Source organism: Gillisia marina, assembly GCF_000258765.1.
Taxonomy (GTDB): domain Bacteria; phylum Bacteroidota; class Bacteroidia; order Flavobacteriales; family Flavobacteriaceae; genus Gillisia; species Gillisia marina.
In genome coordinates, this window is record NZ_AJLT01000039.1 from 1 (window position 1) to 13,622 (window position 13,622).

9 protein-coding genes and 3 pseudogenes are annotated in these 13,622 nt (G+C 36.2%); 5 read left to right on the top strand and 7 right to left on the bottom strand.

From position 1 onward, the window contains the following. The 5 genes from accB to ON07_RS09985 form a co-directional block, all read left to right on the top strand. On the top strand, positions 1 to 354 hold a 354-nt coding region (accB, locus tag ON07_RS09965), incomplete at its 5' end, for an acetyl-CoA carboxylase biotin carboxyl carrier protein (RefSeq protein WP_010230842.1). A gap of 54 nt (positions 355 to 408) precedes the next feature. Then, positions 409 to 1,761 carry an acetyl-CoA carboxylase biotin carboxylase subunit gene (accC, locus tag ON07_RS09970; RefSeq protein WP_010230844.1) on the top strand — a complete coding sequence of 451 codons (1,353 nt, stop codon included), beginning with the start codon at positions 409 to 411 and terminating at the stop codon, positions 1,759 to 1,761. A gap of 373 nt (positions 1,762 to 2,134) precedes the next feature. Then, positions 2,135 to 2,494 (top strand): MmcQ/YjbR family DNA-binding protein, encoded by a 360-nt coding sequence (locus ON07_RS09975; RefSeq protein ID WP_010230847.1) that lies wholly within the window; start codon positions 2,135 to 2,137, stop codon positions 2,492 to 2,494. Positions 2,495 to 2,512: 18 nt separating this feature from the next. Continuing rightward, a complete protein-coding gene (locus tag ON07_RS09980; RefSeq protein WP_010230849.1) occupies positions 2,513 to 4,282 on the top strand; it encodes a MutS-related protein in 1,770 nt (589 codons plus the stop codon). A 198-nt stretch (positions 4,283 to 4,480) separates the two neighbouring features. Next, entirely contained in the window at positions 4,481 to 5,875 is a 1,395-nt protein-coding gene (locus ON07_RS09985; RefSeq protein ID WP_029331803.1) for a mannosyltransferase, read from the top strand. Between the two features lie 214 nt (positions 5,876 to 6,089). On the opposite strand, the gene ON07_RS09990 is transcribed toward ON07_RS09985, so the two are convergent. The 7 genes and pseudogenes from ON07_RS09990 to ON07_RS15190 form a co-directional block, all read right to left on the bottom strand. Next, positions 6,090 to 7,061, bottom strand: a complete 972-nt coding sequence (locus tag ON07_RS09990; protein ID WP_010230854.1) for a deoxyhypusine synthase family protein — start codon at positions 7,059 to 7,061, stop codon at positions 6,090 to 6,092. Further along, a pseudogene (gene speB / locus ON07_RS15175) lies at positions 7,054 to 7,931 on the bottom strand (agmatinase). Before speB ends, ON07_RS09990 begins: the two are co-directional and overlap by 8 nt. Before the next feature lie 61 nt (positions 7,932 to 7,992). Continuing rightward, a pseudogene (locus ON07_RS15180) lies at positions 7,993 to 9,395 on the bottom strand (arginine decarboxylase). A 320-nt stretch (positions 9,396 to 9,715) separates the two neighbouring features. Beyond that, complete coding sequence (locus tag ON07_RS10005; protein ID WP_010230858.1) at positions 9,716 to 10,591, bottom strand: pseudouridine synthase; 876 nt, start codon at positions 10,589 to 10,591, stop codon at positions 9,716 to 9,718. 71 nt (positions 10,592 to 10,662) lie between these two features. Further along, a pseudogene (locus tag ON07_RS15185) lies at positions 10,663 to 11,567 on the bottom strand (geranylgeranylglycerol-phosphate geranylgeranyltransferase). A gap of 15 nt (positions 11,568 to 11,582) precedes the next feature. Next, positions 11,583 to 12,521, bottom strand: a complete 939-nt coding sequence (locus tag ON07_RS10015; protein WP_010230861.1) for a mevalonate kinase family protein — start codon at positions 12,519 to 12,521, stop codon at positions 11,583 to 11,585. Positions 12,522 to 12,592: 71 nt separating this feature from the next. After that, positions 12,593 to 13,594, bottom strand: coding sequence for a diphosphomevalonate/mevalonate 3,5-bisphosphate decarboxylase family protein (locus tag ON07_RS15190; RefSeq protein ID WP_316928133.1), 1,002 nt, complete (start codon positions 13,592 to 13,594; stop codon positions 12,593 to 12,595). Positions 13,595 to 13,622 lie beyond the last annotated feature (28 nt).

The following is a 13,622-nucleotide window of genomic DNA, read 5'->3' on the forward strand; positions in this document are numbered from 1 at the left end:
CCAATGCAAGGGCAAATGCAACAAGCGATCCCGCAACAACAGGCACCCGCTGCTCCAGCTCCGCAAGCGGCTGCAGGCGATGCTAAGGAATCTGTATCAGATGGATCTGATAAGTATATCACTGTAAAGTCTCCTATTATTGGAACTTTTTATCGTAAGCCTTCTCCAGACAAAGATGTTTTTGTTGAAGTTGGAGATACTATTAAAACAGGTGATGTTCTTTGTGTAATCGAAGCGATGAAACTTTTCAACGAAATCGAAAGTGAAGTTTCAGGAAAAATAGTAAAAGTATTAGTAGACGATTCTTCCCCTGTAGAATTCGATCAGCCATTATTCTTGGTAGATCCGTCATAAATTGACCTTTTCAATAGATTTAATTTTACTGTTTCAGTAAAAAATATATAAGGTATGTTTAAAAAAATATTAATTGCCAACAGGGGAGAGATCGCACTGCGAATTATCCGTACCTGTAAAGAAATGGGCATAAAAACAGTTGCGGTATATTCTACAGCAGATGCAGAAAGTCTTCACGTGCGTTTTGCAGATGAAGCGGTTTGTATAGGTCCGGCACCCAGTAACCTTTCTTACTTAAAAATATCAAATATCATTGCCGCTGCAGAGATTACCAATGCAGATGCGATACACCCAGGATATGGATTTTTAGCAGAAAACTCAAAATTCTCTAAGATCTGTGAGGAGCACAATATCAAATTTATTGGTGCAAGTCCAGATATGATCGATAAAATGGGAGATAAAGCTTCGGCCCGTGAAACCATGATGGCTGCGGGAGTACCTTGTATTCCGGGATCAGATGGCTTGCTTAAAGATTATGCAGATTGTTTAAAAACTGCAAAAGAAATGGGCTTTCCGGTAATGCTAAAAGCTACTGCCGGTGGTGGTGGTAAAGGAATGCGAGCGGTATTGAAAGAAGAGAACCTGCAAGCTGCATGGGACTCTGCGCGTCAAGAATCGGCTGCAGCCTTTGGCAACGATGGAATGTATATGGAAAAACTCATTTTAGAGCCACGCCACATCGAAATTCAGGTTGTTGGAGATAGCACAGGAAAAGCATGTCACCTTTCAGAAAGAGATTGCTCTATTCAAAGAAGGCATCAAAAGCTTACCGAAGAAACACCTTCACCTTTCATGACAGATAAGTTGAGAAAGCAAATGGGAGATGCCGCAGTAAAAGCCGCAGAATTCATTAAGTATGAAGGAGCGGGAACTGTAGAATTCTTGGTAGATAAGCATAGAAATTTCTATTTCATGGAGATGAATACGCGTATCCAAGTAGAACACCCTATAACAGAACAAGTAATAGATTACGATCTTATTCGCGAGCAAATTTTGGTTGCGGCCGGAATTCCGCTTTCAGGGAAAAATTATTTCCCACAACTGCACTCTATAGAATGTAGAATCAACGCGGAAGATCCTTATAACGACTTTAGACCTTCCCCAGGGAAGATCACCAATTTACATGCACCTGGAGGTCATGGTGTGAGAATAGATACGCACGTTTATAGCGGGTATTCCATTCCTCCAAATTACGATTCTATGATAGCTAAATTAATTACCACCGCTCAAACCAGAGAAGAGGCAATTAGTAAAATGAAGCGTGCTCTAGATGAATTCGTGATAGAGGGTATAAAAACTACGATTCCCTTTCACAGGCAGTTAATGGATCATCCAGATTATTTGGATGGAAATTACACCACCAAGTTTATGGAGTCCTGGAAAATGGATGCCGTTAAAGAAGAATAACTTATAAGCCTCGAATTTTCGGGGCTTTTTTTATGGGGTTTCCGCTCCCAAAAGAGCGGTCGGGCTATTCGCTTTTAGTCCTAATGCCAAAAAAGGCATCGGGAGCTAACCGCTGCTATCCCTAACCCATTAATAATTATAAAAAATGTCACTTCGAGCGTCCCGATATTTGTCGGGAGAGAAGTTATTCTCAATAATCATCATGACCGAATTGTCATTCTGACCAGAGCGAAGAATCTCAACGGAGCAATATTCATTCTGTAAAAGATAGATCCTTCGACAAGCTCAGGATGACAATATTAAATAGTATCTTATTTACTTAAGTTGTCACATTGAGCCTGTCGAAGTTTGCTTTAATATTAAAGACAAAATTATGGACATAGAAACCTATAGAGATTATTGCCTTTCCAAAAAAGGAGTGACCGAGGGTTTGCCGTTTGGACCGGATAATTTGGTGCTTAAATTGATGGGAAAGATCTTTACTATTGCGTCTATGGATGAGGTTCCTTTACGAGTAAATTTAAAATGCGATCCTGAAAAAGCCATCAGCTTGCGAGAGGAATATCCAGAAAATATTCTGCCGGGTTATCATATGAACAAAAAGCACTGGAATACCTTAGTTTTAGATGGCAGTCTTCAAAAAACACTTATCTTCGAGCTTGTAGATCACTCCTATAATTTGATACATGAGAGTTTGACGAAGAAACTAAAACAGGAGCTTGATCTACTATAATTATAGCATTTAAGGTTCATGACAGCATTCGATTTTTATACTCAAGAAAAAGCAACCCAACAAAAGCATTTATCAAACGCAAACAGCCAACTTAATCTGTCCAGCATGTTGCGCTTGGTACTTTTTCTAGGCACCGCTTTTGGCATTTATTATTTCTATCCAGATTGGAAGATTTCTGCTTTAATTGCAGTAACAGGGTTTGGGGTTTTTCTATACTTGGTTTCGCGTCATTCAGATCTTAAATACAAGCGCAATAAGATTGATGAACTTGTAAAGCTGAATGAAACTGAGCTGGAAGTTTTAGAAAGAAATTTTTCTCATTTAGCGGCCGGCAAGGAATTCGAAGATCATGATCATGCTTTTAGCCAAGACATAGATCTGTTTGGTCATGGGTCTTTCTTTCAATACTTAAATAGGACTTCATTAAAGGATGGCAAGAAAAAATTAGCCAGTATTCTTACTGAAAATTCTATAGAAAACATTGAAGAAAAGCAAGAAGCTATTAAGGAATTAGCAGATAAAGCAACGTGGAGACAGGAGTTTTCTGCAGTTGCCAAGTTGGTTAAAACAGAAACTGATTCTTCCAATGTTCTTACGTGGTTAGCCAATTACAAGACATTTGTTCCAAAATTCATGTTTTATCTAAGCTGGGCTTTTACCGCGATCTCGATATTATTAATAGCTGGTTATTACCTGCAGATCGTAAACGGATGGTTTGTTTTTGCATGGTTTTTAGTAGGCTGGGGAATCACTGGAATCTATGTGAAGAAAATAAATGTGATGGCAAATAATGTTGGAAAAGTACAAGATACATTTCATCAATATTATCAGTTGCTAGGAATGATCGAGTCTGTAAGTTTTAAATCGGAAATATTAAAAGAGCAACAACTAGCAGTAAAGGCCGAAGAAGTTAAGGCTTCTAAATTATTAAAGTCCTTTTCCAAAGCAATCGACGCATTGGATCAGCGAAATAACGCTATTTTCATCGCAGTTGGAAATGGATTTCTATTATGGGATTTAAGACAATCCTTGCGACTCGAAAAGTGGATTATGGCACATCATCAGAATGTAAAAAAGTGGTTCGAGGTAATTGAATTTATAGATGCGTATAACAGCTTTGGGAATTTCGGATTCAATCATGCACACTATACTTTCCCGGTGATACACGTCGATAAATCTATTATTAGGGCGAAAAAATTAGGTCATCCATTATTAAACCCTGAAAAGAGAGTAGATAATGATATGCTCATTGAAAATGAACATTTCATGATTATTACCGGAGCAAATATGGCAGGGAAAAGCACATTTCTAAGAACGGTGTCGCTCCATATTGTAATGGCAAATATCGGTTTACCTGTTTGCGCTGAAGAAAGTGAGTATACCCCAATAAAGTTGATCACAAGTATGAGAACTACAGATTCCTTAAGTGATGATGAATCTTATTTTTTCTCTGAACTGAAGCGATTGCAGTATATTGTAAATGAAATTCAGGAGGATAAATATTTTATAATATTAGACGAAATATTGAAAGGCACTAATAGCACCGATAAAGCGATTGGTTCCAGAAAATTCATTCAGAAATTGGTGAAATCTAAGTCAACTGGAATAATTGCCACGCATGATTTAAGTTTATGTGAAGTTGCTAATGAATTAAATGAAGTGGAGAATCATTATTTTGATGCAGAGATCGTGAATGACGAGTTGTTTTTCGACTATGAGTTTAAAGAAGGAATTTGCCAAAATATGAATGCTTCTTTCTTGCTGAAGAAAATGAACATCGTAGATTAGGTCGCACTGAGACTTCTATTATTGTTCGGTATAAGAGGGAATCGTCAGATCGAGCGGAGTCGAGATGCTTCCAAAGTTTGTTTTTTATTTAAATAGCAGTCTTCGACAAGCTCAGACTGACAGTTTTATTTATAACTTTTACAACCGTAAAGTCATGCTGAGCTTGTCGAAGCATCTTTATAGAATTAAAATTCCTAGATGAAGAACTTCTTTCAACTACATAAAATGTCGCTGTTGCTTATTGCAACTACCGCTGCTTTTTATTGGTCTTTTGCGTACGACTTGGAACGCTCCGATTTTTTTAAGCTAATCGGACTCTACTCGGGAGCTTTTTATTTGAGCTGGAAACTTTATACTATTGAAAAAGTAAACTTCTGGTTTCTCGCTGTAGCAGCCATTATTTTTAGGCTGCTGTTTATAGGTGCGGTTCCCAATCTATCTCAGGATTTTTACAGATTTATTTGGGATGGGAGGATGATCGCTGCCGGCTTTAACCCTTATTTATATTTACCGGAAAACCTAATTGAGTCGGGAACGGCTCCAATTGCTCAAGCCAATGAATTGTTTAATGGAATGGGAGCGCTTAATGCGAGTCATTACACCAATTATCCACCTTTAAATCAGTTATTATTTGCGATTACTGGCATACTTTCCGGGAAAAGTATAATTGGCTCTGTTATAGTTCTAAGGGCGCTTATTATTGCAGCAGATCTTGGCGTGCTATACTTCGGAAGGAAATTACTCGAAAATCTAAAGTTACCGGAATCCAGGATCTTCCTTTATTTACTAAATCCTTTTATAATTATAGAATTAACCGGAAATCTTCATTTTGAAGGAGTGATGGTTTTCTTCCTCGTTTGGAGTTTATATTTGCTTCAGCAGAAAAAATGGGTTGGGAGCGGAGTTGTATTTGCCTGCTCGGTATTACTAAAATTAGTGCCCTTACTCTTGCTGCCTTTTTTCTTTGGATATTTTATTTATAAAAGAAAGCACTCAAATAGTAGTGCATTATCCGAAGATACTGAGTTAGGTTTTCAGAAGTTAATTGGGTTCTATATAGTTGTTGGAGTTACCGTGTTATTTGGATTTGCTCCCATCCTATCTTCAGCATTTATAGAGAATTTCATGGTAACCATCAGTCTTTGGTTTCAGAAATTTGAATTTAATGCCAGCTTCTATTATCTCGTGCGCTGGGTTGGATTTCAAGTAAAGGGCTATAATATTATAGAAACTGCAGGAAAAATGCTCCCTTTGATCACCATAGGGATATTGGCAGGCTTGTCTCTCTTCAGAAAAAACAATTCTCTTGAAAAGCTGCTCACATCCATGCTTTTTGGCTTTACTGCTTACCTGTTTCTTTCTACCACAGTGCATCCCTGGTATTTGGCAACGCCATTGATGCTTTCCGTTTTCACCACTTATAGATATCTCTTGGTCTGGAGCTTTGTAGTGGTCCTAAGTTATTCGGCATATGCGGCAAGTGGGTTTCAGGAAAATCTGTGGCTGGTTGCGCTGGAATATCTTGTGGTTATAACTGTATTTGTTATGGAATTATCGGGAAGAAAACTTCCATTTTTTAATACTATTCGATAAAAAAGCCGCCTGATTCATAAGAATAGGCAGCTTTTAAAAATTGATATTTGAATATCCGATAGTTATCCGAATAGTATTACCGTCACCCTGTATTTATTTCAGGGTCTCAATAATATATTGATTTTCATTATAATAAGATTCTGAAACAAGTTCAGAATGACCTCCTTTTTCAGTTTAGGATACTTTACGGACAAACAAATTGATAATTGTCGATTTACATATCCAATAAATATGCAAATATCAAAGGAGCCACAATAGTAGCATCACTTTCAATAATAAATTTAGGTGTGTTGATGTCCAATTTCCCCCAAGTGATTTTCTCATTTGGAACCGCTCCGGAATAAGATCCATAACTGGTTGTAGAATCGGAGATCTGGCAGAAATAATTCCAGAAAGGAGTGTCTGTACGTTCCATATCCTGATATAACATTGGCACCACGCAAATTGGGAAATCTCCCGCAATACCTCCACCAATCTGGAAGAAACCAATTCCTTCCTTAGAATTTTCAGTATACCAATCGGCTAGGAAAGTCATATATTCAATCCCGGATTTTACAGTGCTTGCTTTCAATTCGCCTTTTAAAACGTAAGAAGCAAAGATGTTCCCCATGGTACTATCTTCCCATCCCGGAACAACAATTGGAAGATTCGCTTTAGCAGCAGCATACATCCAAGAATCCTTGATATCTATTTCGTAATACTCTTCCAATACTCCGGAAAGCAACAATTGGTACATGTATTCATGCGGAAAATAACGTTCTCCGGCAGCTTCAGCATCTTTCCAGATCTTCACGATGTGTTCCTGAATTCTTCTGAATGCTTCCTCTTCAGGGATACACGTATCTGTAACTCTATTTAATCCTTTTTCTAAAAGATCCCATTCATCTTGAGGAGTTAAATCTCTATAGTTTGGCACTCTTTTATAGTGAGAATGCGCTACTAAATTCATTACATCTTCCTCTAAATTAGCACCTGTACAAGAAATTATTTGCAATTTATCCTGACGGATCATCTCTGCAAATATTTTTCCTATTTCGGCAGTACTCATTGCACCTGCAAGAGAAACCAACATTTTAGAACCTTGTGCTAATTGCTTTTCGTAGGCTTCAGCAGCATCTACAAGGGCAGCGGCATTAAAGTGTAAATAGTATTTTTTAATAAATTCTGAAATCGCTCCTTTACTCATCTTCGTCTTCGTCTGGGTTATGATTTAAATATTTGAACTTATAGCTCAACATTTTATAGTATAGTTTTGCAGCAAGGAAATCTGAAGATTTATCCACTTCATTTGGACAAAGTTCAACAATATCGAATCCTACTACGTTTTTCTTTTTAAAGATCTCTTTAAGGAATTCCAAAGTTTCAAACCAAAGCAATCCTCCGGTTCCGGGGTTCCTGTAGATGGCATAATAGAAGGGTCAAAAGCATCCAGATCTATCGTGATAAACACATTTGGTGTCATTTGCCCTATAGCATCCTCTGTCCAGTTCTCATAAAGATCATCCCCAAAATACACTTGGTTTTCATCCATGTGCTCTAGTTCAGAGATATCCATAGATCTAATTCCTACCTGAACAAGGTTTGTGGTTTTACTAGCCTCGTGAAGTGCACAAGCATGATTGCATTTAGAACCTTCATATTCCGGTCTTAAATCGGCATGAGCATCTAGTTGCACCACCGTAAGGTCTGGAAAAGCCTCATTAAACGCTCTTATTGTACCAATACTTACAGAATGTTCTCCTCCAAAAATAGTTACGAACTTTTCTTGGTCGATGTAATTTTTGGTGATTTTTTGAACAGCTTCCACCATTTTCTCTGGAGAAGAGTTTTCTGTTACCGGCGGGGCCAAGTAAACTCCTTTTCTGTAAACTTCTGTACGGGTTTCAATGTCGAAAAGTTCCATATTTTCTGATGCTTCCAAGAAAGCATCTGGTCCTTTGTCTGCGCCTTTTTGCCAGGAGCTTGTTCCATCATAAGGAACAGGGATCAATACCACTTGTGCATCGTCTAAACGTGCATATTTTTCTGGTATCCCGGCGTAATTCTTTTTGCTCATTGCTTGATTTTAAAAGTTTTAAGTTGACTTGTAATGGTTAAAGTTATAAATATTTTTAAATCTATTTGTTTCTATCGTATCCTAAGATGTGTAAAAGATCTTCAGAGTTCTGTTGTTCACTAAAAACCCTAGTGCTCAAAGTGCCTTCCTCGTCTCTATCTATTAAAATATGTTTTGGTTGAGGGATTAAGCAATGTTGCAACCCGCCAAAGCCACCAATGCTTTCTTGATAGGCACCTGTATTGAAAAACCCAATAAATAATGGCTTCTCTTTTTTGTACTTCGGAAGATAAATCGCGTTGGTATTTTGCTCGGAGTTATAATAATCATCACTATCGCAAGTAAGTCCGCCTAAAAGAATGCGCTCATATTCATCATTCCAACGATTTAATGGCAACATCACGAACTTCTTGCTAATGGCCCAAGAATCCGGAAGTGTAGTAATGAAAGATGAATTTATCATGTTCCATTTCTCACGATCATTCTGTTGTTTTTGGTAAAGGATTTCATAAATAGCTCCGCCACTTTCACCAACTGTAAACGATCCAAATTCAGTAAAAATATTTGGCACCTCTACATCAGATTCCTCACAAGTAAGTTTAATCTGATTCACTATTTCCGATACCATATATTGGTAGTCATATTCAAAAGCAAGAGAATTTTTAATTGGGAATCCACCTCCAATATTAAGGCTATCCAAACTCGGACATATCTTTTTAAGATCGATGTAACTTTTAAACACTTATTTAATTCGTTCCAGTAATAGGCGGTGTCGCGAATTCCGGTATTGATGAAAAAGTGAAGCATCTTCAATTCTACATCAGGATTGTCTTTTATTTTCTTGTTATAAAAAGGCACAATATTCTTGTAACCAATTCCTAATCTAGAGGTATAAAATTCGAATTTTGGCTCTTCTTCAGAAGCGATTCTAATCCCAATTTTATAAGGATCGTTTATCTTTTCTGAAAGAAGATCGATCTCTTCATAATTATCTATTATAGGAATACAGTTTTTATGGCCATCATTTAAAAGATCGGCGATATTACTTATGTATTGATCTCTTTTAAAACCATTACATATTACATATGCGTCTTTAGAAAGCTTTCCCGTTTTCTTCAATTTCTGAACGATATTAATATCGAAAGCCGAAGAGGTTTCAATATGAATATCATTAGATAAAGCCTCATTTAAAACATGTTCGAAATGAGAACTTTTGGTGCAATAACAGTAATTATATTTTCCCTTATAATCATGTTCTTCGATGGCATTTTTAAACCATTCTTTTGCCCTATTTATATTTTCTGAAATCTTTGGAAGATAGGTGAACTTAAGTGGAGCACCGTATTTTTCAACTAATGCCATTAAATCTATCCCATGAAACTGCAGTTCACTATCTTCTAATTTAAATTCTTCCTGTGGAAAATAAAAGGTCTGCTCTATTAAATCGCGATATTTTGTATTCAATGCTATGTTTTAATTGTTGGGTTAAAAATTAGGGAATAAAATATACTGTCAAAATTAATGACTCGTAAATTATTGTTAAGATGATTGGAAAAATAACATCTAAATCTTGGCGCGTTAAGATTTGTCAAGCCTAAGGCTGAATTAAAAATCTGAAGATCAAGGCCTTCGCTAAAAAATAACCTAAACGTTATCAACCTAGTTTACTTAATTCTAATTCAAAAATTGTTTCGTTCTAGAAGTGAATTTAAAAAGCAATTCACTTAAAAGTCAAACAAATGTATAAAAAATGTTATTCGAAATTACATTTTAACGTACTCCTCTTAAAGCATTTTAATATTTATGATCTCTTGCTTGGTAAGCATTCTATAATTTCCTCTTGGGAGATCTTTTTTGGTAAGTCCACCAAAGGTCACTCTATCTAGTTTTTCAACTTCGTAACCTAAACTTTTAAATAGACGTTGGATCACGTGTGGCTTAATACTATTGGTTTCTATTCCCAACTCATTTTTAGGCCTGTTATCTATGTAACTTACATCTTGTACTTTTACTTTTCCGTCTTCTAAAGTAATACCATCTTCTATCCTTTTTAATTCTTCAAAAGAAATTGGCTTGCTAAGTTCCACGTGATAGATCTGTCTTATTCCGTTTTTTGGTTTCCCGAGTTGTTTTTCAAGCGTCCCATCATTCGTGAATAATAAAAGGCCAGTTGCCTGACGATCTAACTTTCCAACTGGAACAACCTTAGCTCTGGTAGCATTGGCAATTAGATCCATTACGGTTCTGGAACCTTTTTCTAAACTGCCGGTGGTAAAGAATCCTTTAGGTTTGTTTAAAAGGATATATTCCGGTTTTTCCGGAATCACTCGTCGCCCATCAAATTTCACTTCTTCGTTAGGCTTTACACGATATCCCATTTCAGTAACTATCTTATCATTTACAGTTACGTTTCCTGCTCCAATATAGATGTCTGCATCTCTACGTGAACAAGCACCAGAATTTGCGATATATTTATTAAGTCTTATTCCCTCTGGCTTAGGACCAGTTTTAGCTGCTGGTTTTGCTGTGCCTTTAGGAGCATTTTTAGGAGCAGAATCTTTCTTTACAGGAGCATTCCCTCTAGCCATAGATTTTTTCTTTGGCCCACCACCTTGTCTTCCACTAAACTTTTTTCCTGAAGAATTATCATTCCTACTCATATCGCTAATTTTTTGCAAAGATACTAGATATATCTTTCTCTTTATATTTTAACACTTAAAGATTTGTATTCCTAAAAAACCCTATTGAATACTTCTTTATAATCTATAAGGAGAATGCTGAAAACTCCTGCTACAATAATGAATTTAAGAATATTATGGAGAATTAAATATTGCCATTTTGCATTGCTGAAATAAAGAAAAAGCAAAAAGAAAATTAGTAGAAGTAAGGATGTGTAAAAATAGTAATCCATCAAGCCGGTATCGAATCTTGTTGTAAGCAACAAAATGGGAACAACAGCGAGGACCGTGAGTACCGAAAGAAAAAATTTACTCCATTTTTCCCCGTAGACTACCGGGATTGTTTTGTAATTCTGAATAAGATCCCCTTTTAAATTCTCCAAATCCTTTACCAATTCCCGCATCGCGATCATAATAAATAAGAAAGTGGCATGAATAAAAATGACAGTCTCAAAATTCTTATAATAAATAAATACCACAAAAAATGGGGTGATGGCTAAGATACTTGCATGATATTCCCGAGAAATAAGATTTTTTTAATCCTATGCGAGTATAACCAAATCGTGAAAATGTAGATAGAAAAGAAGACTACTGCTCTAAATGAAACATAACTGGCAAAGAAGATTGAAGCAAAATTCAGAATAAAATACACCGAGAGTTTTGTGCGCTGACTAATAAGCCGGTCTAACATTGTCTTCTTTGGCCTATTTATAAGGTCTTTTTCGCTATCGTAAAAATTATTGATGATATATCCCGAAGCGATTACAGTTGCAGACGATAGAATTAGAAAAAATAGATTTGGATCGAAAAAAACATCTCGAAGCGGCAGGTCCGGAGCTAAAATAAAAGCTGCAGTTAGGTATTGTGCGAATACAAGAATAAGAATGTTGTAACCTCTAACAACCGAAAACAAACTCAACAGCTTAAGTAGTAATCGTTTGTTTCTAGCGGACGCCATGTAATTTAGGAACTATTAGAAGTTGTAAACCACTTCTAAATTATAATCTTTTAAAGATTTTTTAGCCTTTTCTATATCTTCAGTAAAACCTAAAATATAGCCACCACCACCAGAACCACAAAGTTTTAAGTAGTAATCGTTAGATTCTATTCCTTGTTTCCATAGTTTGTGGAATTGAGTAGGAATCATTGGCTTAAAGTTGTCTAAAACAACGTGAGAAAGTTTCTTGATATTCCCGAATAAAGATTTGATGTCCCCTTGTAAAAAGTCGTCTACACAGGCATCGGTATGTTTTACAAACTGATCTTTTACCATTTTTCTAAATGGCTCTTGCTTCATGTTTTCCATGAAAATCTGTACCATTGGTGCAGTTTCACCAATAGAACCACTATCTAATAAAAATACAGCGCCTTTTCCATTTTCGGTTTGAGATGGAATTCCGGCAGGCTCAATATTATCTTTAGAATTTATTAAAATAGGTATGCTTAAATAGCTGTTTAAAGGATCTAAACCGGAAGATTTACCATGGAAGAAAGATTCCATTTCTCCAAAGATCTTTTTCAGTTTTAATAACTTTTCTCTAGTTAGATTCTCTAAAACCGTGATCTTGTTAGTAGCATATTCATCATAAATAGCTGCAACCAAAGCCCCGCTGCTTCCCACTCCATATCCTTGCGGAATAGTAGAGTCAAAATACATCCCTTTTGCGATGTCCTTATTTAATTCATCTAAATTGAAATGTACCAAGGAGGGATTAGAAATCTCTAAATCCTTCAAGTGCTTAGCGAATCGCTCTAAACTTTTGTTAGATTCAATCGCTTCTTCCGAAGGATTTTCATCCACTTTTAAAGCGCCATTGTAAAAATTGTAAGGGATGGATAAACCTTTAGAATCTTTAATGATCCCATATTCTCCGAAAAGCAAGATCTTAGAATAAAATAATGGTCCTTTCATAAGCTTATAAATATTCTGAATTCAAAAGAATTCTAAACAGTAGATTTCGAGGCAAATATAATCAATTAAAACTACAATTTTTTTGAACCTAAACCTACACTATCAGATATAAATTGATTTTTTTCACAAAACGCAAGGAGTTCATTTTTAATAAATTGAAAAATTTCAGTCTTATATTTTTTCGGGTATAAAACATGGACATTTGCTCCCGCATCTAAAGTAAAACATACCGGTAATCCGGTGGTCTCTCTAAAAGCCCATATTTTATTGATGATTTCCAATGTGTTTGGCTTCATTAATATGAAATAGGGATTGCTGCTCATCATCATTGCGTGAAGCGTTAAGGCTTCGCTTTCAACTATTTCAATAAACTTGTTGAGGTCTCCCGATTTGAAAACATCTTTTAGCGTTGTTAAATTTTTGTGTGCTTGTGTAAAACGCTCTTCGGCAAAAGGGTGGTTGTGCATAAGGTTATGCCCCACACTACTGCTCACTTTTTTCTCCCCTTTATCTACCAATAAAATAGTATCCTGATAATTTTCGAATACCTCATGAACCTCATTTGGATATTCAACGCCATAGAGATTAGAACTTCCTACAATTTCGGCATGATCACCCCAAACAACTAAATTTCCTTGTACACTTCTACAAGCGCTTCCAGAACCTAAACGGGCAAGAAAAGAAGCTTTTTTAAGGAAATAATCTTCAGAAATACTTGGAGCAAGTTGCTTTTCCAAACTCATAACGCATAAAGCCAAAGCGCTCATTCCACTGGCAGAAGATGCAATTCCACTGCTATGAGGGAAGGAGTTTTCAGAAGTTATTGTGAACTGATATTCTTTTAGGTATGGGCAATACTTTTCTATTCTTTCAAAAAAGGTATAGATCTTTGGCTTAAAATCTTCCTTTTTTTTGCCTTCGAAATAGAATTCAAAATCAAAAAGATCTCCTTTCTTCTCACAGTCTTTTTTGCGAGTAAATTCTAAACTAGTGATGGTTTTACAGTTGTCGAGCGTAAAACTGATGGATGGATTTGCAGGAATCTGATTTTCTTTTTTTCCCCAATATTTCACCAAGCAATATTGCTAGGCGATTGCCAAC

Coding starts and splice junctions, on each gene's coding strand:
- ON07_RS09985 (WP_029331803.1), top strand. CDS start 4,481: ATGAAGAACTTCTTTCAACTACATAAAATGTCGCTGTTGCTTATTGCA.
- ON07_RS10015 (WP_010230861.1), bottom strand. CDS start 12,521: ATGAAAGGACCATTATTTTATTCTAAGATCTTGCTTTTCGGAGAATAT.
- ON07_RS10005 (WP_010230858.1), bottom strand. CDS start 10,591: ATGAGTAGGAATGATAATTCTTCAGGAAAAAAGTTTAGTGGAAGACAA.
- ON07_RS09990 (WP_010230854.1), bottom strand. CDS start 7,061: ATGAGTAAAGGAGCGATTTCAGAATTTATTAAAAAATACTATTTACAC.
- ON07_RS09980 (WP_010230849.1), top strand. CDS start 2,513: ATGACAGCATTCGATTTTTATACTCAAGAAAAAGCAACCCAACAAAAG.
- ON07_RS09975 (WP_010230847.1), top strand. CDS start 2,135: ATGGACATAGAAACCTATAGAGATTATTGCCTTTCCAAAAAAGGAGTG.
- accC (WP_010230844.1), top strand. CDS start 409: ATGTTTAAAAAAATATTAATTGCCAACAGGGGAGAGATCGCACTGCGA.